Genomic DNA, 23979 nt, shown 5'->3' with positions numbered 1-23979 from the left:
TGGCGATTTTCTATATTTTCCTACTTAAACAAGTGAAGGTGGCGAAACAGGTACCTTCACTTGTTTTTCTATTGGTTTTAATAAAATACCCAATTATTAAAAACTACAGTGATTACTTATAAAAAGCATGCACCTTTCAAATCGATTCCGCTATGAGTAATCTATAGATTATTTATTAGACCGCATTGCAGGTCATTCTGACAATCTGATGTTTAATATTGTCTTTATTGAAATGTTTAATTTGCTGGCTAGTTCTGTTGATTGGAGCGGAAGGTGGCGACTCCTGCGGGAACAGCACGAGCTGAAGACCCTGGACTGAGCAAAGCGAAGGAAGCGGCTGAAGCCGTGCCCGCGGAAAGCGTCCACCTAGAGCGGAAATCAAAGTTTTTATTAACATCTGTTCTTATAAATAACGTTTTGTAGAGAATCCGTTATCTTGTCACACAGTTGCCTAAAACTACTGAATTCCAGAAGTGAAAAAAAACACGCCACTTCAAACTAGTAAGATGTTCATGTATAATGAAGTCGAATCTGTTCAATTCCCACAAGGTTTGAAGAAAGGGGAAGTTTTTGCATGAATGAAGAACAACGCCTGGAAGCCGGGCTTGTCAAACCGGATTCAGTCAAAACTGGATCTGCACCGGAAAAGGACTATAGTAAATATTTTGAGACTGTCTATACACCTCCATCCTTGAAGGAAGCAAAAAAACGAGGAAAAGAGGAAATTGCCTACCACGACGATTTCCAAATCGAAGAACGCTTTCGTGGAATGGGCGATGGACGTAAATTTTATATCCGTACATACGGTTGTCAAATGAACGAACATGATACCGAAGTAATGGCTGGCATCTTCACAAGCTTGGGATACGAAGCGACGAACACGGTGGATGATGCAGACGTCATTCTTTTGAATACTTGTGCAATCCGGGAAAATGCGGAAAACAAGGTGTTTGGTGAATTGGGACATCTGAAGCCGTTGAAGCTTGAAAGACCGGATTTGCTCATTGGGGTATGCGGTTGCATGTCGCAAGAGGAATCTGTCGTCAATAAAATCCTGCAAACATACGATCAAGTCGATATGATTTTCGGGACACATAATATCCATAGATTGCCGAATATCCTGCACGAAGCATATATGTCCAAAGAAATGGTCGTCGAAGTGTGGTCGAAGGAAGGGGACATCATTGAAAACCTTCCAAAAGTCAGACATGGAAATATAAAAGCTTGGGTCAACATCATGTATGGCTGCGACAAGTTCTGTACGTATTGCATCGTGCCGTACACGAGAGGAAAAGAGCGTAGTAGACGTCCTAAAGACATCATTCAGGAAGTCAGACAGCTCGCTGCACATGGGTATAAGGAAATCACCCTCCTTGGGCAAAACGTCAATGCGTACGGCAAAGATTTTGACGATATCGATTATCGCCTAGGGGATTTGATGGATGACCTTCGTCAGATTGATATCCCACGTATCCGCTTTACGACGAGCCATCCAAGAGACTTCGACGATCATCTCATTGAAGTTCTAGCAAAAGGCGGAAACTTGCTCGATCATATCCATTTGCCTGTCCAATCGGGTTCAAGCGATATTTTAAAGATTATGGCAAGGAAATATTCAAGGGAACAGTTTTTAGAGCTTGTCGGTAAAATTAAGGCTGCCATCCCGAATGTCACGTTGACAACGGATATCATCGTTGGCTTCCCGAATGAAACGGACGAGCAGTTTGAAGAAACGCTTTCTTTGTATAAGGAAGTCGGATTCGAAATGGCTTATACGTATATTTATTCTCCGCGGGAAGGTACTCCTGCTGCCAAGATGGTGGACAACATACCGATGGAAGTGAAAAAGGAACGTCTCCAACGCCTCAATAAGCTCGTCAATGATATGTCCGCGGAAGCGATGAAGCCATACAAAGGCAAAGTCGTCAAAGTGCTTGTCGAAGGAGAAAGTAAAAGGAATCCTGATGTGCTTGCCGGTTACACAGAGAAGAACAAACTAGTCAATTTCAAAGCCCCACGTTCGGTGATCGGTGAAATTGTCAATGTGAAAATTACTGAGGCCAAAACATGGTCGCTCGACGGCGAATTTATCGGTGTCGTAAAAGAGGAAAAGGTGATGTCATAATGGAAAAACTTTATACTAAAGAAGAGATAATCGAAAAAGCGCGGGAAATTGCGCATATGATCGCAAATACAGAACAAGTTGAATTTTTCAAACGTGCGGAAGAACAGATTAATGAAAACCAAAAAATCCGTGAAAAAATCGCGAGCTTGAAATCGTTGCAAACACAAGCGGTCAATTTCCAAATGTATGAAAAAGAGAGGGCTCTTGCAATTATCGAAGGCAAAATTGAGGCAATTCAAGCAGAAATCGACGAAGTTCCGATTGTACAAGAGTTCAAGCAATCACAGATTGACGTGAACCAACTTCTCCAGCTTGTCTCGAACACGATAGCCAACAGTGTAACGGACGAAATCATTGAATCCACCGGCGGAGATGTCCGACGCGGAGAAACTGGATCGTACGTCAAAAATACAAAACATAAGCCGTTATCATAATGTAAACCGATGAGGATAATTTCCTCGTCGGTTTTTTCACTTTCTGGGCTTCTGGTGCATAGGATAAATAGACGTCAACGAAGGAGGAAACGAACTGAAGAATTTACGGCAAATTGTGACGAAGGCAGTCATTGCTAAAGGGAAGCTAAGGACGGAATCGAACGTCTCGCTGAAGCCGCCGAATAATCCGTCGAGCATATTGGGCTGTTGGGTGATCAACCACACGCATCATGCGAAGAAAGTGGGACGTTACATTGAAGTGACTGGGAAATTCGATGTGAATGTCTGGTATTCGCACCATGATCACTCCAAGACTTCCGTTTATTCGGAATCGGTGCCGTATAAGGATAGGATTAGGCTCCATTATCGGGATGAGCCGGTGTCCGGTCAGGAAGAAATTATTGTCAATGTCGTCCAACATCCGAATTGCACGGAAGCACTCATTTCTGAGTGCGGGGAAAAATTCATCATTAAAGTGGAAAGGGAATTGGTTGCGGAAGTCGTTGGTGAAACAAAAGTGTGCATCACTGTCCATCCTCATCAATTCGAAGAAGAATGGTCATTCAAGGATGAATCATCTTCTCATCAAGGCCATGGACACGAACATGATCATCACCATCACAAAGCAGATGAAGAAAAACGTCATGATGACAGAGGGAAAGATTCACGTCCGTTTTAAGCCGGAGGGAGCATCCGGCTTTTTTTTATTGAGATGGAACCAGTTTTTCCGCTTTGTTACTTTGGAGCTTCATGTTTTGTTATAATATAAGAAAACGCAAGATGAGCGAGGTTCTGGAATGACTACATATACACCGATGATACAACAATATTTACAAGTGAAAGCCGAATATGAAGATGCATTTCTCTTTTTCCGTTTAGGAGACTTCTATGAGCTGTTCTTCAACGACGCTATAGAAGCATCCAATATTCTTGAAATTACTTTGACGAGCAGGGATGGAGGGAGTACGGACAAAATTCCGATGTGCGGAGTGCCTTTCCATTCAGCTGAGGGTTATATTGAGACATTGGTTCGCAAAGGCCATAAAGTGGCCATCTGTGAACAGACGGAAGACCCGAGGGTTGCGAAAGGGATTGTGAAACGGGAAGTCGTGAAAGTGGTCACTCCGGGAACAATTACGGAAGGCAAATCTCTAGATGCCAATGCGAATCATTTTATCGGGGCTGCTGACCAGTTGGATGAACGACGTTATGCGCTAGCCTATGTGGACTTAGCGACCGGTGAAGGAAAGGCTGAAATCGTCTCTGGGGATGAACGGACATTGATCGGAGAAATTGAAGCGCTCGGAATGAAGGAAATAGTTGTAAGGGAACGATTGCACATCACCTTGAATGAGTGGATGGCAAAAAGGGATATTGTCCTCTCAATGGAAAATGGAGACGCTGAAACAAGCTCGATGAACGCTCAACCGCATATTCCTGACGAATTAAGCGAGGCGTGTGAAATTCTTGTTTCTTATTTGAAACGCACTCAAAAGTCCTCTTTGGATCATTTGCGTCCATTTGAATATATACAGAAATCCAGCAAGCTATCGATTGATGCCAACTCGATGCGAAATCTCGAGCTTGTCCAATCGATCCGCAATGGAAGCAAGGAAGGAACGCTTTTCTGGCTATTGGATGAGACATCAACGGCGATGGGTGCAAGGAAATTAAGAATATGGATCCATCAGCCTCTTGCCGACAGGGCTGCAATTGAGGACAGGCTTATGATCGTGTCCGATTTAATTGAAGATTACTTTCTTCGTGATGACCTGAAAGCATCCTTGAAGGAAGTATACGACCTTGAACGATTGTCGGGAAGAATCTCTATGGGAAGTGCTAGTGGAAGGGATCTTGCTCAGCTGCGAAACTCACTGCGACGTGTACCTCATTTGAAAAATGCCCTCCAGCAGTCCGGCCACGAGCGACTGCAACGATTCGCTAAACAGATTGATCCGTGTTCAGAAGTACTCGATCTTTTGGAGGCGTCCATTGCAGAAAATCCACCACTTTCTGTCAAAGAAGGCGGCATCATTAAAGACGGCTATCATGAAAAGCTCGATCAGTATAGGGATGCTTCTAGAAATGGAAAGGAATGGCTTGCGGGACTCGAGCGCGAGGAACGTGAGCGTACGGGTATTAAAAATCTGAAAATCGGTTACAACCGCATTTTCGGCTATTTCATTGAAATTACGAAATCCAATATCCATCTGGCGGATTTAAGCCGCTATGAGCGCAAGCAGACGCTTGCCAATGCAGAGCGCTATATCACTTCCGAGTTGAAGGAGAAGGAAGATTTGATCCTCAACGCCGAGGCGGAAGGCCAGGAACTGGAATACACCCTTTTCTGCGATGTGCGTGATGAAATGAAAAACCATATTCGTAGAGTGCAACAATTGGCTGGCGTCCTCTCAGAGCTTGATGTACTCCTATCTTTCGCGGAAGTGTCAGAAAAGCAGCGGTTCGTCAGGCCGCAATTCCATGACGGTCGGGCATTGGAAATTAAAAACGGAAGACACCCCGTCGTAGAGAAGATGATGGATCATTCATTATACGTGCCGAACAGCTGCAAATTGACCGAAGAGGCAAACATGCTTCTCATCACCGGTCCGAATATGTCCGGTAAAAGTACATTCATGCGGCAAGTCGCCTTGACGGTCATCATGGCTCAAATCGGCTGTTACGTGCCTTGCGAGTCTGCAATCCTTCCTGTGACAGACCAGATTTTCACGAGGATCGGAGCAGCAGACGATCTTGCATCCGGCCAAAGTACGTTCATGATGGAAATGATGGAATCTAAATATGCCATTGCAAATGCAACCGAGAACAGCTTGCTTCTCTTTGATGAAATCGGGAGAGGAACATCGACGTACGACGGAATGTCGCTTGCACAGGCGATGATGGAATTCATCCATGATGAAATTGGAGCGAACACGTTATTTTCAACACATTACCATGAACTCACAAAACTAGACTTGGCATTGGAAAGACTCGTGAATGTCCATGTCGCGGCTATGGAGCAAGAAGGGAGAGTCGTCTTCCTTCACAAAGTGATGGCGGGTCCGGCGGATAAAAGCTACGGCATCCACGTTGCCCAGTTGGCCGGTCTTCCGGATACGATCGTAGTTCGCGCCAAAGAGCTGCTCGATGTTTTTGAAAGCGGAGAACAGGCAGCTGCAGCGACTGCGGCATCAGAGCAATTGACGTTTTTCGATTTGCAGGAGGAACCAGATCCGATGTCGGAATTGGATAAATCCGTATTAAACCAGATGAAACAGATAGATTTAATGAACTTGACGCCGATGCAAGCGATGAACTTGATCCTTGATTGGCAGAAACAATTAGATTCGGGTAATAAAGCAGACTGATTAGTTACGTCCCGCCCGCCTATTAAAATCATTTTTTACGACCAACAGACTTAAGGAGGGATTCGATGGATATCATTTCAGTCATGGATGATTCATTATCCAATAAAATTGCTGCGGGGGAAGTAGTCGAGCGACCGGCTTCGATTGTAAAGGAATTAGTTGAGAACTCGATTGACGCTGGCAGTACATCGATTGAAATAGCGCTTGAAGAAGCCGGGCTCACTTCCATTCGGGTGACCGATAATGGAAAAGGGATGTCACGTAACGATGCGGTCCTAGCGTTTGAGCGCCATGCAACGAGCAAAATATCGAATGAACACGATCTGTTCCGGATTAGGACCCTTGGGTTCAGGGGGGAGGCGCTTGCAAGTATCGCTTCCGTGTCGAAGGTCAGCCTCTTCACGTCGGATGGGGAAACGGAAGGGACGGAAGTGCAGCTAGACGGCGGTATCGTTCTTAAACAATCGAATGCTGCGTTCAGAAAAGGGACTGATATGACAGTTTCACAACTTTTTTATAACACGCCGGCAAGGCTGAAATATATGAAAACGATCCAAACCGAGCTCGGTCATACGATAGATCTCGTCAACCGTCTTTCGCTTAGTCATCCCCATATCGCTTTCAAACTGTCCCATCATAGCCAGACTCTCTTGCGTACGTCAGGCAGCGGGGATCGCCGGAAGGTCCTCACGGATATTTATGGCATGGCAGTCGCACGGAAGATGGTGCCATTCGGAGGAGAGAATGCCGATTTCAAAGTGGATGGATACGTCACTTTGCCTGAGATGACAAGGGCATCCAAAAACTACATGACATTGATCGTCAATGGAAGATGGGTGAAAAGCTATGCTGCGAACCAGGCTGTGCTCGATGGCTTGCACACATATTTGCCGATCGGACGCTACCCGATTGCTGTCATCAACGTTGAAACAGACCCGTTTTTGACGGATGTAAACGTACACCCTGCGAAACAGCATATCCGCCTAAGCAAAGAGGGCGATCTATTCGACCTTATCAAATCATCTGTTCGAGAAGCGGTGAAGCGGTCAATTATCGTACCTGATGCGGTAAAACGGGAGCCTGTCAAAAGAGTCCCTTCCGAGCAAGTGACGATTTGGAATGAATTTCGCCCAGCTATCGTTTGGAAGGAAAGGGAAGTTGAAAAAGAGAAGTTAATAATTGAGCAGGAAGAGCCAGAAATCGAAACGAATCAAATCGAGACGAAACCGTTGCAAACAGTTTACGAACCCGTTGAGGAAGAAAGTGTGAAAACGGTTCAACCTGAAAAGATAATGGAAACGCAGGAAAAGCAGGAAACCCAGGAGGTTCAGGAAACACCTGATCCCGAAACAACTGAAACGAAGGAAAAGAGATTCCCGTCACTCGTGCCAGTCGGCCAAGTCCATGGCACGTACATCGTCGCTCAAAATGAAGATGGATTTTACATGATTGATCAGCATGCTGCCCAAGAGCGGATTAAATATGAATTCTTCAGGGAAAAATTGAGTAGAGTAGAAGAAGATGAAAGGCAAATGTTGCTAATGCCGCTCATCTTCCATTATTCAGGCGACGATATGGTGAAAATTGAGGAGAATCGGGAAGCGTTAAATGAAGTTGGCGTCTTTCTAGAGGAATTCGGCCCTTCCTCCTACACAGTAAAGGAATATCCGGCCTGGTTTCCGCCTGGTGAAGCATCAACTCTTATCGAAGAATTGATAGAACAAGTGCTGACGACGCGGAAAATAGATATTGGGAAGCTACGTGAAGAGACAGCGATCATGATGAGCTGCAAGCGTTCCATTAAAGCGAATCATCATCTATCGATTGCAGATATGGAGAGGCTGCTGAACGATTTATCGCTTGCGGAGAATCCGTATACATGCCCACATGGACGGCCAGTCCTTATCCATTTTTCAACTTATGAAATTGAAAAAATGTTTAAGAGGGTAATGTAGTCGTATGGAATGTCGAATTATGTAAGTGTTGTGGCAATCCAATAGTTGAACAAGGGAGAGGTTAGACAATGGGGGAGTTCATATTAACGATCGACCAAGGAACGACTAGCACGAGGGCAATCCTGTTCAATCGGAAAGGTGAGATTGTCCATACTGCGCAACGGGAATTCAGGCAAATCTTTCCCAAGCCGGGCTGGGTGGAGCACAATGCCAGTGAGATATGGGGTTCTGTCTTATCCGTCATCGCTTCAGTTCTGACGGAAAGTGGACATCAACCGGAGGATATCGATGGGATTGGCATTACAAACCAGAGGGAGACGACAGTTGTCTGGGATAAGCACACTGGACAACCTGTCTATAATGCAATTGTTTGGCAGTCGAGACAGACCCAGCACATTATTAACGAGTTAAGGGAAGCCGGCAAGGAAGAAAGTGTCCGTCAAAAGACCGGTTTGCAGCTCGACCCTTATTTTTCCGGCTCAAAAGTGAAGTGGATCCTCGATGAGGTGGAAGGTGTACGTGAACGGGCGGAAAAAGGGGATCTGCTCTTCGGTACAATCGATTCGTTCCTCATTTGGAAGCTGTCGGATGGAGCGGTTCATGTGACCGATTATTCGAATGCTTCGCGGACAATGCTTTTCAATATCCACGATCTGCAGTGGGATAAAGAGCTATGTGAAATGCTTGATATACCGATGAGCATGCTCCCGGAGGTAAGGATGTCCTCTGAAATCTATGCCCATACAGATCCATCCGTCTTTTTCGGGGCTTCCGTTCCGATTGCCGGCGCCGCGGGCGATCAGCAATGCGCTTTGTTCGGGCAAGCGTGTTTTCACGAAGGCATGGCCAAAAATACGTATGGTACTGGTTGTTTCATGTTGTTGAATACGGGTGAGCAGCCTGTGGCTTCCGATAATGGACTGCTTACAACGATAGCGTGGGGACTGGATGGGAAGATTACATATGCTCTTGAAGGCAGTGTGTTTGTCGCAGGCTCCGCTATCCAATGGCTCAGGGACGGAATGCGCATGATCCAAAAAGCGGCTGATTCGGAAATGTATTCGACACGGATTGCTTCAACGGAAGGTGTTTATGTCGTACCAGCATTCGTCGGTCTCGGGACACCTTATTGGGATTCGGATGCTAGAGGGGCTATATTCGGATTGACTCGAGGAACGGAAAAAGAGCATTTCATCCGGGCGACAGTCGAATCGCTCGCATATCAGACGAAAGATGTGCTCTTAACGATGGAAAAGGACGCAAGTATCGATATCGATATTTTGCGTGTGGATGGAGGCGCTGTAGCAAATACATTCCTCATGCAATTCCAAAGCGACTTGCTACAGATTGAAGTCGAGCAGTCGGCTTATTTAGAGACGACGGCACTCGGGGCGGCATATCTTGCAGGGCTTGCAACGGGCTTTTTCGAATCTTGCGAGTCAGTGGAAGCATTGTGGGCTGGTGTGCGGACATATTCCCCGAAGATGGCAGTGGAAGAGCGAGATGCCTTGTATGGCGGCTGGAAAAAGGCAGTTGAGGCTGCGCGGGCTTTTAAACATTGACTGGAGGAGAGCGAAGGATGTTATCATCGATCATAAGACCGAAAGTGAAACAGTTCATGCGCGACTATCAGTTTGACCTGCTCGTCATCGGAGGAGGTATAACCGGTGCCGGCATTGCTCTGGACGCGGTGACGAGGGGATTATCCGTCGCACTGATCGACATGCAGGATTTTGCTGCGGGTACTTCCAGCCGATCGACGAAGCTCATCCATGGAGGCTTGCGGTATTTGAAACAGATGGAATTGAAAATCGTTTCGGAAACCGGCAGGGAAAGGGATATCGTCTATCGCAATGCCTTGCACGTGACGGAGCCCGAGCGTATGCTTCTTCCTTTCCATAAAGGCGGCTCATTCGGAAAGCTGACGACTTCTGCTGGATTATTCGTCTATGATAAATTGGCGGGCGTAAAAAAGGGCGAGCGCCGTGAAATGCTGTCAGCCGAAGAGACGCTAGCAATGGAGCCATTAGTGCGGGAAGAAGGCTTGCTTGGCGGCGGACATTATGTGGAATACCGTACAGACGATGCACGGCTGACGATTGAAATATTGAAAAAAGCTGCCCAAAAAGGTGCGCTTTGCCTTAACTACATGAAAGCCGAGCAATTTACCTATCATGACGGAAAAGTGGCGGGTGTCACTGCCCGGGATATGCTCACCGGAGAAGTGATGGACATAAGCGCCTCCGTAGTCGTTAATGCAACAGGCCCTTGGGTGGATGAAATGCGGGAAAAGGACGAATTGTCTAATGACAAACGGTTGCGATTGACAAAAGGAACCCATATTGTTATAGATAAGGCGATTTTTCCTTTGCGTCAAGCGATCTATTTTGATTCGCCTGACGGAAGGATGATTTTTGCCATTCCGAGAGGCAATAAAGCGTATATCGGTACGACAGATACCTTTTTTGATGGTGATCGGGCCAATCCGATTGCAAACGAAGAAGACATCGCTTATCTTCTTGATGCACTCCATTATATGTTCCCTTCAGTGAAAGCGGGCCGCAACGATGTCGAATCGACTTGGGCGGGTGTACGGCCGCTAATTTACGAAGAAGGGAAGGATCCATCCGAAATTTCACGGAAAGATGAAATTTGGGAAGCGGGTACAGGATTGATCACCATTGCAGGAGGCAAATTGACTGGCTACCGTAAAATGGCTGAAACCGTCGTGGACCACGTCGTAAATCGAATTCCGACAACATCGTTTGGTCCATGCGTAACGGAGCATCTCCCATTGTCTGGCGGAGACTTTGAGAGTGAAGAACAGTTCGCCATTTTCATTGAAAGCAAATCGAATGAAGCCGAATTGTATGGACTTACAAAGGAAGAAGGAAGGACGCTTGCTTCCTTGTACGGAACGAATGTCGACCAGGTCTTTAACTATGTCAGTGCTGTTTCAACAGAGGAGAAAGTTTTGCCGGCCATGTGGAAAGCGGAAATCCTTTATGCGATTCACTACGAAATGGCGATGACGCCTTCAGACTTTTTCATAAGAAGGAAAGGTGATCTCTTCTTTAACATTGCGTATGCCAAACTGTATAAAGAGGCGGCAACGGACTATATGGGAGCCATCCTTTCCTATTCCGAAGAAACGAAAGAGCGGCATCTCGCCGAATTGGAGCAACATATTAAAGAAGCTGAAGGAAAGGTTGGTGAGCGTGTGTGAATGAACAGGTGCTGAAGATGTCAGATGGTTTTTCCATCCATACTGTTTATGCGCAACCTCCAGAACGTCCTATCGCCTATATTCATCTTCTCCATGGAATGGGGGAGCATATCGGTCGATACGAAGAGTTCATAACATTTCTCACAAGCGAAGGTTTTGCAGTATCCGGCCATAATCATCGCGGCCATGGCCGGACAGCCGATTTAAATGGGAAATTAGGAGATTTTGGCGATACGGTCGGATTTGATCGGATCGTTGAAGACGCTCATGAAATCATCGGCTTTTACCGGCAAAAATTCCAAGTACCCAGTGTGATCCTTTTCGGGCATAGTATGGGTTCATTTGTAGCAAGGAGATACGCTCAAAGGTTCGGAAGTGAACTCGATAAGCTTATTTGTTCAGGAACCGCTGGCGACCCTGGTTTTGGCCGAAGTATAGGACAAGCTTTGGCTCATATGAAAGGCAAGGCAACGAAATTCGACGAACCCGACTACTTCTTGAACAAGTTGGTGTTCGGCGGTTTCAATAAAATAGTAGGAACTCCAAAAACACCTTTTGATTGGCTATCGAGAGACATGGAAACGGTGGAAAAATTCATTAATGACCCGTTATGCGGTTTCGTGCCGACAACCCGCTTTTTCAACGATCTTTTCGACGGGCTTGCGAAAATCAATGATCTGGACAACATCCGACAAGTCCCTAGCGGATTGCCGATCCTTCTCCTCTCAGGACTAGATGACCCTGTTGGCAATAAAGGCAAAGGCGTCTGGCACGCTGCTCGGCAATTTACCGATGCCGGAATCGAGAATATAACAGTCATGTTATACGAAGGCGGTCGCCATGAAATGTTGAATGAAGTGAATAGGGAACAAGTATTTATTTTTATAAAGGATTGGATAAAAATAGAATGAATCAATCAGATAAAGTCATCGCAATCGTCGGACCGACTGCATCAGGTAAAACTGCGCTAAGCATCGAGCTTGCCAAAAGGCTTGATGGGGAAATTATCAATGGTGATGCGATGCAAGTGTATAAAGGATTAAATATCGGCACAGCGAAAATAACAGAAGAAGAAAAGGAAGGAATTCCCCACCATCTCTTCGACATCAAGGAACCGACCGAGTCGTTTTCTGTAGCGGAATACCAGTCGACTGTGCGTAACTGTATCGAAGAGATTCGGAGCCGAGGCAAACAGCCGATCATTGTCGGCGGTACGGGCTTGTATATCCAGTCGGTCCTTTTCGATTTCAGATTTACCGAAGAGGCGGGGGATGAAAAAGTCAGAGCTGCGTTGGAAAAAGAACTTGAGTCGGAAGGCGGCGCTGAGCGTCTGTACAAGCGACTACATAAACTGGATCCTGCAAGTGCAGATAAAATTCATCCTAATAACCACCGCCGTTTGATACGTGCGCTTGAAATCATCGAAGTGACTGGCAAAACGAAGAATGAGCATGAACAAGGGGCTGGTGAGGCGCCATTATATGATCATTTAATCGTCGGTCTTAAACTCGACAGGGAAGTTCTCTACGAGCGAATCGATGTAAGGGTCGATCAAATGATGGAGGATGGACTGCTGGAAGAGGCGAGAGGTTTGTGGGAAAAGGGCGTCCGAAATGTCCAATCGGTCCAGGCGATTGGATATAAGGAGCTTTATCAATATTTTGAAGGTGCCATCTCATTGGATGAAGCAGTAGAGCTAATCAAGAAAAATACTCGTCATTATGCGAAGCGCCAAATGACGTATTTTCGAAACAAAGTGAAAATCTCTTGGTTTGATGCAATTGTAGACAAAGGAAAGATTGTAGATGGAATTTTATCGATTTTGAAGGGTTTTGAAGAGGCGGAATCGAATAAGTAAAAAGGCAAGAGAAATATAGAAGCAATTGGAGGCTGGGGTGTATGTCACAAGGTAACATGCAAGAAACATTTTTGAACTCATTACGGAAAAATAACACGTTCGTCACTGTATTCCTATTGAATGGTTTTCAGTTGAAAGGTCTTATCAAATCATATGATAATTACACCGTTCTATTGGAATCGGACGGCAAGCAGCAATTGATCTACAAGCATGCAATTTCGACGTATGTGCCTGCAAAACCTGTAGTGTTAAAGGATGAGGAATAAAAAACATATGTCCCAATAGAAAAAGGAACAGGCTCGCCCTGTTCCTTTTTCTATTGAGTATATTATCAATCACTGCGAGGCAACTCCCAGTGATAAAGAAAGGATAAGATTCGCAGGGCTGCGACGATAACGAGCAGTGCGTATAGCGCCCAATCGTAGTCGTAGAGACCGACTCCAACAAAGAAACCTGCACCTGCCGCCCAAATTGCATAAATATCCTTTTTAAAAATGAGGGGGCGTCTGCCAGCGAGTAGATCCCGGATCACTCCGCCGCCTGCACCTGTCAATACAGCGGCAACCATTACTGCGTAAAGCGACATATTCATATTGACTGCAAGCATCGCCCCTTGAATGGCAAATGCCGCCAATCCAATGGCGTCAAAGTACGTACCCCATCGATTCCAATGGCTGATGATCGCTTTGGAAAAAAAGAAGATGAATGTTATTAATACCGAAGCGACGATGAAAAGGAAATCTTGGCTCCATAAAACGGATGAAGGCAGTCCAAGGAGAACATTTCGTAAGGCACCTCCGCCGAACGCCGTCACCATCCCTAATATATATACTCCGAAAATATCATATTTCTCTTCCTGTGCAACTAACGCTCCGGAAATGGCGAAAGCCGCCGTACCGATAAAACTGAAAACTTCCCAAGCCATGATGTTCCTCCTTACTCCAAACACTTCATATAGTATATCAAAATAGAGGCTCTGCCAATCCCGATCATTTTCGATTGACCAATTCCATTAGACTGATAAGATATACTAGTGACTATTTGTAGGAATGAGGAAATTGGAATGAAGATACATGAATTTACTTCCGAAATCGAAACGAAAGCGGAAGAAACTGAACAAAAACTAGCCCCTTATTTTAGAAAAGTTGAAAAGACGGCCTTTTACAATCAACGGAAAGTGCTGGCAGCTTTCCGAAAAAACATGGTGAGCGATTTTCATCTGACCGGCTCTACGGGTTACGGATATGATGATAGCGGCAGGGATGTGCTTGAACAAGTATATGCAGACACATTCGGCGCGGAAGCCTGTCTCGTTCGTAACCAGATCATCTCGGGAACACATGCCATTTCAACGAGCTTGTTCGGCGTACTCCGGCCAGGGGATGAACTCCTTTATATAACGGGTAAACCATACGACACACTAGATTCAATCGTGTCCGGAAATGGTGAGGATACCGGATCGCTTACAGATTGGGGAATCACATACAAACACGTCGATCTGCAGGAAGACGGCGCAGTCGATTTTGAAGAAGTGAAGAAGAATATTCATAGCAAAACGAAAATGATCGGCATTCAACGTTCAAAAGGGTATTCGGACCGTCCTTCCTTCCTTGTTGAAGAAATCGGGGAAATGGTCCGCTTTGTTAAATCGATTAATCCGGAACTTATCGTATTTGTCGATAATTGCTACGGTGAATTCGTTGAGACGAAAGAGCCGATTGAAGTAGGTGCCGATTTGATGGCTGGCTCACTCATAAAAAATCCAGGTGGGGGTCTTGCTAGGACAGGTGGGTATATTGCGGGACGTGCAGACCTCGTGAAAAAATGTGCTTACCGTATGACATCACCTGGAATCGGTGCTGAAGCGGGTGCATCTCTTGATACGTTGTTAGAAATGTATCAAGGCTTCTTCATTGCGCCGCACGTCGTCAGTCAATCTGTGAAAGGGGCTCTCTTTACAGCAGGATTCCTAGAAAGCTTCGGACTCAATACGACTCCACATTATTCAACTGATAGGACCGATTTGATTCAGTCCGTAAATTTTGAAAATGCTGAGCAGATGATCGCTTTCTGTAGGACAATCCAGGAGAACTCGCCGGTAAATGCGCATTATGCACCAGAACCGTCATATATGCCTGGTTATACGGATGACGTCATCATGGCAGCGGGAACATTTATTCAGGGCTCAAGTATCGAACTCACCGCAGACGGCCCGATCCGTCCGCCTTACACGGCCTACGTACAAGGTGGATTGACATATGAACATGTTAAGGCTGCTGTCATGTCTTCAATGGATAAGCTTTTGAAAAATGAAATGATGAATAATTGACATGAAAAGAGGATGACTCGGTCGATTCAATCGACACGGTCATCCTCTTGTTTTTTTGTACCGTCTAGACTCCGGGGGTAGAAAGGTGCCTTAATTTCTGCAAAAACCGCAGAAATACGGCAAATCGAACCCTTCGCAGTTCGATTCGATCGGGTCATAAGTCGGCTCCGCTACACGGCAAAATCGCCGTTTCGCAGATCCGCCTTATGCCTGTCACGGTTAACCGCCACCCTCCGCTTTTGTTTAATGAATTTGGCGATAAACGCCGACAACTTTTCCTAATATGGAAACTGAATTGACGATGATCGGCTCCATTGATTCATTTTCCGGTTGCAATCGGAAGTAATCCTTTTCTTTAAAGAAGCGTTTTACGGTCGCTTCATCCTCTTCCGTCATGGCGACAACAATCTCACCATTGTTTGCAGTGTGTTGCTGTTTGACGACGACATAATCTCCATTTAGAATTCCAGCTTCTATCATACTATCTCCGACAATTTCTAGCATGAACAGCTTATCGTCAGACGTACCGTACGTATCCGGCAAAGGGAAGTATTCCTCGATGTTTTCAATTGCGGTAATCGGCAAGCCTGCGGTCACCTTTCCGACAAGCGGAACGTGGACTACGCCAGATTTCAGCGCCGTCAGACCTTCAGGGTCCAATACCTCGATCGCTCTCGGTTTTGTCGGGTCCCTGCGGATATATCCTTTGCTTTCCAATCTAGCCAAATGTCCATGCACGGTTGAGCTTGAAGCTAGTCCGACAGCTTCGCCGATTTCACGCACGGAAGGCGGATATCCTTTTAGCTTCACTTCATCTTTGATAAACGATAGGATATCCTGCTGTCTCTTTGAGATTTTCTTCATAATTCCACCCTCCAATTAATAGAATGAATGATTAACAATTGTGCGAACGCATGTCCGCAGCCGCAATCGTTTCTTAAGGAGAGTATAACAGGTGTTCGGACAATTGGCAAACAAAGGTTCGAAAGTTTTGTTGACTTCTAAAAAAACGTGTCCTATAATGGGAACATGCATTCCGAACAAACATTCTTGGAGGGGTTTTTTATGACTTTCATTCAAAAATACGGATTTATTCTATTAATTTTTTTCCTATGCACAGCTTTCACAATCGTAGGTGTCATGAAAGAAGCTAAATCAGCTTCAAATTCTTTTGTCGAAGTGACAATAGCAGAAGGGGATACTCTTTGGGGATTGGCACAAGACTATTCCAACAATGATCATCCGAAGAAATGGATTGCGAAAGTAATGGAACTAAATGACATGCAGTCCACTACAATAAAATCAGGAGAAAGATTAATATTGCCGAAAGTTGACCCAGTCTTTCCCGACTCGATGATGACTGAATTGGCGGGAGAAGAATGATGATAGGTAAATTGAAGACATGCGTCCTGTATTGCCGTGTCAGCACGGAAAAGGATTCACAGGAAGCTTCATTATCCAGGCAGGAAGAGGAACTGAAGAAACTTGCAGATGAGCTTGGACTGAAGATTGTACATATATTCAAGGAAAAACATAGCGGCTACGATATGGATCGCGAAGGATTGCTTGACTTATTGGACAGCATCCGTGACGAAAAGATTGACGCCGTACTCATACAAGACGAAACAAGACTGGGCAGGGGGAACGCCAGGGTCGCCATCCTGCATTTGCTCGCCAAGACAAACACCGTCGTCATTACAAACCATGATAACGGCGCATTACAATTGAATGAAATGGACACGATGCTGCTGGAGATACTGGCAATTGTGGAAGAATATCAACGTAAATTGCATAACGCGAAAATCCGGAGAGGCATGAAACGCGCAGTCCGTGACGGGTACAGACCAGAACGGAATTTAATAAATAAAGGGAATCTAGAAGGACGCGAACGAATCGAAGTCCCAATCAGTGAAATTGTATCACTGCGTCAAAAGGGACTAACCTTCGAAGAAATCGCAAGTGTACTGAGAGGACTTGGCCATAACGTAAGCAAAGCAACGGTCCACAGAAGATATAAAGAATATGAACTAGAGCAGGAAGGCTGATTGGTTGCACTTCCTGCTCTTTTTGTATACCTTCAAAGTATAGTTTTAATGAGTTCGACTTTGATTGTTCAATAATTGGTGTTTCATAAAGGATTGGAGCGAAGGGCGGCGACTCCAGTGGGAAAGCGAGACAGCCAAGACCCAGCAGGAGCGTAGCGACGATGCGGCTTGGCGCTCGCCCACGGAAAGCGACCGCCCGCAGCGGAAATCCGGTTTAAAACCACAAACAATTAAAAGTTGGACGAAATAATTGGAGGAATACCATGTTATCTCAAGATAAAATTAAACGAATCAACGAACTATCGAAAAAGTCGAAAACAATCGGCCTATCAATCGAAGAAGCAAAAGAACAAACTCAACTGCGCAAAGAATACTTGGAAACATTTCGCTCATCCATGCGCGACACAATCGAGAACGTCAAAGTAATCGATCCGCAAGGCAACGACGTCACACCTGACAAAGTGAAAGATGCACGGAATAAGAAGTTTCTGAACTGAACATCCGAACATAGGATGGATTGTATTTCATCTATATATTGACTACACTATAGAAGTAATAACAATTGCAACTATAAGATAAAGCATGGGAAAGGATGTTCTGAATGACCGAAAAGATTGACCAATTAGCAATAAACACGATTAGGACGTTATCCATCGATGCAATCGAAAAGGCGAATTCCGGCCACCCGGGATTGCCAATGGGAGCTGCTCCGATGGCTTACACCCTATGGACAAAACATATGCATCATAATCCTTCGAATCCTGAATGGTTCAACCGCGACCGATTTGTACTATCGGCAGGTCACGGTTCCATGCTGTTATACAGCCTGCTTCACTTAAGCGGCTACGGTTTGCCGATGGAGGAATTGAAAAACTTCAGACAATGGGGATCGAAAACGCCAGGTCATCCTGAATACGGCCATACTATCGGTGTTGAAGCGACAACGGGACCACTCGGACAAGGAATTGGGATGGCAGTAGGAATGGCGATGGCTGAAAAGCATTTGGCAGCTACTTATAACCGTCCAGGTTTCGACATTGTAGACCATTACACGTACGCGCTTTGCGGCGATGGTGACCTCATGGAAGGTGTGGCAGCAGAGGCGATTTCCCTTGCCGGTCATCTGCAATTGGATAAATTAATTGTCCTCTATGATAGCAACGACATTTCCTTGGATGGAGATTTGGATATGTCATTTACGGAAAACATCCGTAAGCGTTTCGAATCATATGGCTGGAACTATATCCGTGTGGAAGATGGCAATAATATCGAACTGGTTTCAAAAGCTATTGAAGAGGCGAAAGGCAATTCAGGCGGTCCGACAATGATTGAAGTGAAGACAGTCATCGGGTATGGATCACCAAATAAATCCGGTAAGGCAGACGTCCATGGTGCACCTCTTGGCGAAGACGAAATGAAGCTTACGAAAGAATACTACAAGTGGACGTACGAAGAGGATTTCTGTGTTCCTGAAGGTGTCTATGAGACATTCAAAGAGGCAACCGATGAATTGGGCGTCAAGAAAGAACAACAGTGGAACGAGCTGTTTACACAATATGAAAGCGAACATGCTGATTTAGCTAATCAATTGAAGGCTGCAATCAAGGGTGAAATGCCTGAAGGACTTCAAGAAGCGCTTCCTACGTATGAAGCTGGTTCATCACATGCAACCCGCTCAGCTTCAGGAGACGCAATCAATGCCATTGCAAACGTATTGCCTTCATTCTTCGGTGGAAGCGCAGACCTTGCAGGATCAAACAAGACGACGATCAAAGGTGCGGGAGACTTCCTTCCGGGAGATTATACAGGACGTAACATTTGGTTCGGTGTCCGTGAATTTGCAATGGGTACTGCTTTGAACGGTATGGCGCTTCACGGAGGGTTACATGTGTTCGGTGGAACGTTCTTCGTATTCAGCGATTACGTGAGACCAGCAATCAGATTGTCCGCTCTAATGGGCATGCCTGTCACATACGTGTTTACACATGACAGCATTGCAGTAGGTGAAGATGGTCCTACACATGAACCGGTTGAACATTTATCATCATTCCGTTCAATGCCAGGATTGACAGTCATCCGCCCGGCTGATGGCAATGAAACTTCGGCTGCTTGGAATATTGCGGTCTCATCGAAGAACAGACCGACATTACTCGTCTTATCCCGTCAGAATCTAGAAGTGTTGCCGAAATCCGGTGAACTTGCAATGGATGGCGTGAAACGCGGTGCTTATACGATTTCACCTGCCGAAAAAGACGTGGCCGACGGAATTTTGATTGCTACAGGTTCGGAAGTGAACCTGGCTGTCTCGGCACAAGCAAAACTACGTGAAGAAGGAATCGAAGTTGCAGTCGTATCCATGCCTTCATGGGATTTGTTCGAGCAGCAGGATGAGCAATATAAAGAAAGCGTACTGCCAAAAGCAGTGAAAAAACGCCTATCCATCGAAATGGGAGCCTCCCTAGGATGGCATAAATATGTAGGTGACGAAGGTGGAGTCATGGCAATTGACACGTTTGGAGCAAGTGCTCCAGGGGAAAAGGTCATTGCGGAGTATGGTTTCACTGAAGAGAATGTAGTTCGTGAAATGAAAACGATTCTCGGTCGTAACTAATTTTTGCCGCTTCGGAATGTCATATGACTCATATTTCCGAAGCGGCATTTTTCAACAAACAGATGACTCACTATTAGAAAGGTTTCGACAACAATAGTGCCTTTCTTTACCGTGTTTTGACAAACTTTTTACTTCTGTTGCGATAGACTATGTAAAAAGGAGGTGACGGTCATGAGAACTTATGATATTTATAAAGTGAAGAAAAGATACCAATCATTTATACTAGGCAGAGAAGGCCTGCTCTATGATTTGCTAAAGGATCATGCTCAGGAAGAACCTTTACAGGAAGTTAAGTATTTATGCGATGAAATCGAAGAATCCGCGATTGACCAAGCAATCCTTAGCAATTTAGGAAAGAGTTTTACGACGGTCGAAAGTGATGATGGAGAATATAAATTGTCCCATCCGATGAAAGGGTCGATCCATATTTCATTGACGCCGTATTCGCTTCAAGCGTATTGCGACGGTTCGCGTATGCTCGACCTAGACTTGTTCGTTGCATTATCCGGGGCGGATGATCGTTTTTTTGCCGTAATGGACGAGCATGGCGAGTGGGGGTGGCTGAAGCCTATTAAACAGGAAACTCAACTCGGGAACAATCGGTCGTTCTTATTTTAATATTCAATTCGACATTATATATAATTATTTACTGCCAGTCATTGCTATCCGCCGCCCCTTTGTTGTATAATCCATCATGGTAGAGTATTCTCGAATTACGGTAGTGAAGGAGGTATAGCGGATGGTAAGCACGATTTGGGTAATCCTCATTGCCGTCGTCGCGTTAATCGCTGGTGTGGCCCTCGGATTTTTCATTGCACGTCAATATATGATGAAATATTTGAAGGAAAACCCGCCAATCAATGAACAAATGTTACGTATGATGATGATGCAAATGGGACAAAAACCTTCACAAAAGAAGATTAATCAAATGATGGCACAAATGAACAAAGTAAGTGACAATGCAGGCAAGAAAAAATAAGTTAGCTTATTTTCGTTCTATAAAGATTATTTTCATTTAATTTTTGTACAAGCTATCTAAACCTCGATGTAATCGACAAAACCACTTTTTACTGATCACAATCAGGAAAGTGGTTTTTTATATTGAGAAAAGAAAGAGACACCGACGTCTTTATAGATATTTTATACTATTTGTAAAAATGTCTTATTCGGAGTATCCCTTTTGACCCCACCCATCTATATAGAGGGCAAAAGGGGGAATCGTACATGACACACTACTTGAAAGAATACTCGCGCTTCGAAACAATTGCTGAAATGGACGTTGCAGCTGAACAGCACCTGATGACCCACTGGGACGAATTGACGAAATCGGACCGCCACGTGCTCGACGTCATCCGTCGTTACTCTGTAAAATATGGGGCTGCTCATTTGAAGCACGGCACAATCGAAGAAGCGATCGGGAAATCGAACGTAACGGTAAGACGTGCAATCCGCAAACTCGTCAATTTAGGCATCATCGAGAAAGTCCATTACATCCGGCCGGTCATGAGCGGGCTCGGCGCCAACATTTATATCATTTTACCTTTTGATGACCAGGGGAAAATGAACGACCGGGACGATGACGATAAACCGCATGAGGACAAGGAAAACGAGCAGCTTCCAGCAAACGAAGCTCTTCTTTCTAAATCTATTTTAAAATCTAAAGATCTTAACTACACGTCTCCTTTGGAACCGTCAAAGTTATCCACAAGTCTATTCAGTCGGATGAAAAACTTGCTTGTCACGACAATTGGAGACACAAAGCAAGCCCGTGAATTCTACGGAATTCATAGAGCCATATCAGGACGCATGTTGAAGTTCGGAATCTATAAAGACGATCGCCATGTATTCGAGGATCTTGCGTATCGAGCATTGATGATTACCGTTATGGCGACAAAGAAGAAGAAAGTCCGTAATTTGCCGGGGTATTACAAGGGAGTGCTGGATAAGTTGGTCGATGAAACGTACTTCAAGGACATTTTCATGCTATTTGATAAGCCGGTGGAAGGGTTTTATAGTCCTTGAGCAGGGGTGGTTGTGATACGATCAGGAATCGTTTCGTTGCAAATGATTTTAGTGTGATGCGAATCAATTTGATTTCTATGCAGCTCGGTTTCCTTGTATTGCAGTCGTTTAGTTGTATTACGGAATGAAATCATTTCATTGCGGCATCATTACATTGTGATGTGAGTCGATAAATTCATCTCGTAAATGATTGATCAATTAATTTTAAATCCTGACTATCTACCACTTACATAGAGTATGAAACAGTATTATCCACTCAAAAAAACACCTTTGTATAACAATGTCACATTCGGTGTGTCCATTAATTATACAAAGGTAATAATTGCGACAAACATTAGTTGGTTTCCGGGAAGAATGCTTGGGATGTCTGGATGTCCACGAGTGCGGGTGCTTTTGTTTTTAGGGCGGATTCTAGAACGGATTCAAGCTCCGGATCAGTTGCGACATGGAATCCGTTCCATCCGCATGCTTCGGCGATTTTGATGAAATCAGGGTTTGTGAGATCAACTCCCACTTCTTTTTTGTTCATGACATTGATCTTGTCCCTTTCCATTTGAAGTGAGCCGTTATTTAATACAATGACAGTAATGTCGAGTCCATAGCGAGTCGCAGTCGTTAAATCGGCAAGTGTCATTTGCAGGCCGCCATCCCCGACAATCGCTACGACTTGTTTTTCCGGTTGTTCAAGCTTTGCCGCCATCGCTGCAGGAAGACCGAACCCCATCGTCCGCCAGTATCCGGAGAATAATATTCTTTGCTGTTTTTGCCTAAAATTGCGATTCAACCACACTGTACCGTCGCCTGTATCTACGCAAAGAACTGCATCTGCATCGACTGTTCTGTCAAGGGCACGCATAATACGGGAAGGATGCACGGGAGACCCCGCAGTATTGCCTTCCTGCTCATTTTGTTCAGCCCATTTCTGTTTAGCTTCCCGGCAACGGTCAACCCAGTCTTCAGCTCGAGAAAATCCTTGCAGACTCTCCCTTAAAAGCGGAAGAACTTCTTCTGTTGATCCGATAATGCCGAGCTTAACGGGGATGCTCTTTTCAATTTTATCGAAATGGGTGTCTATCTGGATAATTTGTGCGTCAGATGGGACATACCCTTCCGGCCACCATGCCGTGCCTGCAAGAAGGACAACATCGGCATCTTTCAAGACATCGGCGGCATGCGGATTGCCGCCTTCGCCAATGCCTTGCAGCAGGTGAGGGGAAGATTCATCCAACAAACCTTTTCCGCCTAAACTAGTTAAGATGCCAGCCCCCCATAATTCAGCAAGTTTCTCCACCTCTTCTGACGCAGCGGCTGCTCCGAAGCCTGCGAGAATCATCGGGCGCTTTGCTGTTTTCATTATGGATGTTGCCTGGCTCAAGCTGTCCGTTGTGAAAGAAGAAAAGCCCTCAATCTGTTCTGGCAAAGCTCGCGGCACTGCAGAAGTGGGTTCCATGAAAAGATCCTTTGGGATGGACAAATGAGTGACAACACGCTGACCGAGTGATTTGCGCACTGCTCTATGGAGAAGTTCGACTGTTGCATCCTGATTGGCAAGAGTAGCGGAAAACGATGCGAATGGTTTCATTAGCTCTTGCTGATCTACATATTGCGGAAATTCTGTTCCGATTTTATCCGTCGGTGCTTGGCCAGTGATTGCGAGGACAGGCGCTTTGTCTGCATATGCGTCTCCCAACCCGTTAAGCAAGTTGGCTGCCCCAGGACCCATCGTTGCTGTACATACTGCAAGCCGGCCTGTCAGCTTCGCTTCTGCAGAGGCCATGAAAGCAGCAGTAGATTCATGTTTAACTGCGATGAATTGAATTTGATCTTGTTTTGCAAGTGCGTCAATGAGACCGATAATCGCATCACCGACTACACCGTAAATCCGTTTTACACCGAATAACGATAGTTGATCGAGTACCAATTCTGCAACTGTCCGTTCACTTTTTCCCATGTCCTAAAACCTCCTCGATAGATCTTATCTGTCCTGCTAGCCGTGTAGCAGGAAA

Annotated in this window: 21 protein-coding genes; 18 read left to right on the top strand and 3 right to left on the bottom strand. The window is 45.3% G+C overall.

Annotated elements, in window-relative coordinates; genetic code table 11:
• Positions 1-574 precede the first annotated feature (574 nt).
• From miaB to hfq, 10 genes are all read left to right on the top strand, one after another.
• Positions 575-2125, top strand: a complete 1551-nt coding sequence (miaB, locus tag NIT04_RS10380; protein WP_252503540.1) for a tRNA (N6-isopentenyl adenosine(37)-C2)-methylthiotransferase MiaB — start codon at positions 575-577, stop codon at positions 2123-2125.
• Entirely contained in the window at positions 2125-2559 is a 435-nt protein-coding gene (locus NIT04_RS10375) for a RicAFT regulatory complex protein RicA family protein (RefSeq protein WP_252503539.1), read from the top strand. Before miaB ends, NIT04_RS10375 begins: the two co-directional genes overlap by 1 nt.
• A gap of 115 nt (positions 2560-2674) precedes the next feature.
• A complete protein-coding gene (gene cotE / locus NIT04_RS10370) occupies positions 2675-3238 on the top strand; it encodes an outer spore coat protein CotE (RefSeq protein ID WP_252503538.1) in 564 nt (187 codons plus the stop codon).
• A 118-nt stretch (positions 3239-3356) separates the two neighbouring features.
• Positions 3357-5927 carry a DNA mismatch repair protein MutS gene (gene mutS / locus NIT04_RS10365; RefSeq protein WP_252503537.1) on the top strand — a complete coding sequence of 857 codons (2571 nt, stop codon included), beginning with the start codon at positions 3357-3359 and terminating at the stop codon, positions 5925-5927.
• A gap of 65 nt (positions 5928-5992) precedes the next feature.
• Positions 5993-7882, top strand: a complete 1890-nt coding sequence (mutL, locus tag NIT04_RS10360) for a DNA mismatch repair endonuclease MutL (protein ID WP_252503536.1) — start codon at positions 5993-5995, stop codon at positions 7880-7882.
• Positions 7883-7950: 68 nt separating this feature from the next.
• Positions 7951-9444, top strand: coding sequence for a glycerol kinase GlpK (glpK, locus tag NIT04_RS10355; protein ID WP_252503535.1), 1494 nt, complete (start codon positions 7951-7953; stop codon positions 9442-9444).
• Positions 9445-9461: 17 nt separating this feature from the next.
• On the top strand, positions 9462-11108 hold the full coding sequence (locus NIT04_RS10350) for a glycerol-3-phosphate dehydrogenase/oxidase (RefSeq protein WP_252503534.1): 1647 nt from the start codon (positions 9462-9464) through the stop codon (positions 11106-11108).
• Positions 11109-11125: 17 nt separating this feature from the next.
• A complete protein-coding gene (locus NIT04_RS10345; RefSeq protein ID WP_252503533.1) occupies positions 11126-12019 on the top strand; it encodes an alpha/beta hydrolase in 894 nt (297 codons plus the stop codon).
• Positions 12016-12966, top strand: coding sequence for a tRNA (adenosine(37)-N6)-dimethylallyltransferase MiaA (gene miaA / locus NIT04_RS10340; RefSeq protein WP_252503532.1), 951 nt, complete (start codon positions 12016-12018; stop codon positions 12964-12966). The genes NIT04_RS10345 and miaA overlap by 4 nt, the downstream gene beginning before the upstream one ends.
• A 41-nt stretch (positions 12967-13007) precedes the next feature.
• Positions 13008-13232 (top strand): RNA chaperone Hfq, encoded by a 225-nt coding sequence (gene hfq, locus NIT04_RS10335; protein WP_251694746.1) that lies wholly within the window; start codon positions 13008-13010, stop codon positions 13230-13232.
• 65 nt (positions 13233-13297) lie between these two features.
• Here the strand turns inward: hfq and NIT04_RS10330 are convergent, their stop codons facing one another.
• Positions 13298-13891: a trimeric intracellular cation channel family protein gene (locus NIT04_RS10330; protein ID WP_252503531.1), complete on the bottom strand. Its 594-nt coding sequence runs from the start codon at positions 13889-13891 to the stop codon at positions 13298-13300.
• 138 nt (positions 13892-14029) lie between these two features.
• Between NIT04_RS10330 and NIT04_RS10325 the strand changes: the two genes are divergently transcribed.
• Entirely contained in the window at positions 14030-15295 is a 1266-nt protein-coding gene (locus NIT04_RS10325; protein WP_252503530.1) for a methionine gamma-lyase family protein, read from the top strand.
• 243 nt (positions 15296-15538) lie between these two features.
• Here NIT04_RS10325 and lexA read toward each other — a convergent pair whose 3' ends face one another.
• Positions 15539-16159 (bottom strand): transcriptional repressor LexA, encoded by a 621-nt coding sequence (gene lexA, locus NIT04_RS10320; RefSeq protein ID WP_252503529.1) that lies wholly within the window; start codon positions 16157-16159, stop codon positions 15539-15541.
• A gap of 201 nt (positions 16160-16360) precedes the next feature.
• Here lexA and NIT04_RS10315 point away from each other — a divergent pair, with 201 nt between their 5' ends.
• The 7 genes from NIT04_RS10315 to NIT04_RS10285 all read left to right on the top strand — a co-directional run bounded on the left by NIT04_RS10315 (position 16361) and on the right by NIT04_RS10285 (position 21973).
• A complete protein-coding gene (locus NIT04_RS10315) occupies positions 16361-16678 on the top strand; it encodes a LysM peptidoglycan-binding domain-containing protein (protein WP_252503528.1) in 318 nt (105 codons plus the stop codon).
• Entirely contained in the window at positions 16678-17340 is a 663-nt protein-coding gene (locus tag NIT04_RS10310) for a recombinase family protein (protein WP_252505073.1), read from the top strand. Before NIT04_RS10315 ends, NIT04_RS10310 begins: the two co-directional genes overlap by 1 nt.
• A gap of 263 nt (positions 17341-17603) precedes the next feature.
• The gene (locus tag NIT04_RS10305) at positions 17604-17837 is read left to right on the top strand and encodes a DUF896 domain-containing protein (RefSeq protein WP_252503527.1); all 234 of its coding nucleotides are present in this window, start codon (positions 17604-17606) and stop codon (positions 17835-17837) included.
• 104 nt (positions 17838-17941) lie between these two features.
• On the top strand, positions 17942-19951 hold the full coding sequence (gene tkt, locus NIT04_RS10300; protein WP_252503526.1) for a transketolase: 2010 nt from the start codon (positions 17942-17944) through the stop codon (positions 19949-19951).
• Positions 19952-20122: 171 nt separating this feature from the next.
• Positions 20123-20569, top strand: coding sequence for a sporulation inhibitor of replication protein SirA (sirA, locus tag NIT04_RS10295; RefSeq protein ID WP_252503525.1), 447 nt, complete (start codon positions 20123-20125; stop codon positions 20567-20569).
• A 121-nt stretch (positions 20570-20690) separates the two neighbouring features.
• Entirely contained in the window at positions 20691-20930 is a 240-nt protein-coding gene (locus tag NIT04_RS10290; RefSeq protein WP_251694738.1) for a YneF family protein, read from the top strand.
• Positions 20931-21175: 245 nt separating this feature from the next.
• Entirely contained in the window at positions 21176-21973 is a 798-nt protein-coding gene (locus NIT04_RS10285) for a hypothetical protein (RefSeq protein ID WP_252503524.1), read from the top strand.
• A 334-nt stretch (positions 21974-22307) separates the two neighbouring features.
• On the opposite strand, the gene NIT04_RS10280 is transcribed toward NIT04_RS10285, so the two are convergent.
• Positions 22308-23924, bottom strand: a complete 1617-nt coding sequence (locus NIT04_RS10280) for a thiamine pyrophosphate-binding protein (RefSeq protein WP_252503523.1) — start codon at positions 23922-23924, stop codon at positions 22308-22310.
• Positions 23925-23979 lie beyond the last annotated feature (55 nt).

This window comes from Sporosarcina sp. Marseille-Q4943 (genome assembly GCF_943736995.1).
Taxonomy (GTDB): domain Bacteria; phylum Bacillota; class Bacilli; order Bacillales_A; family Planococcaceae; genus Sporosarcina.
The sequence above is the reverse complement of the archived record's forward strand: the minus strand, read 5'-3'. Positions and strand labels throughout refer to the sequence as shown.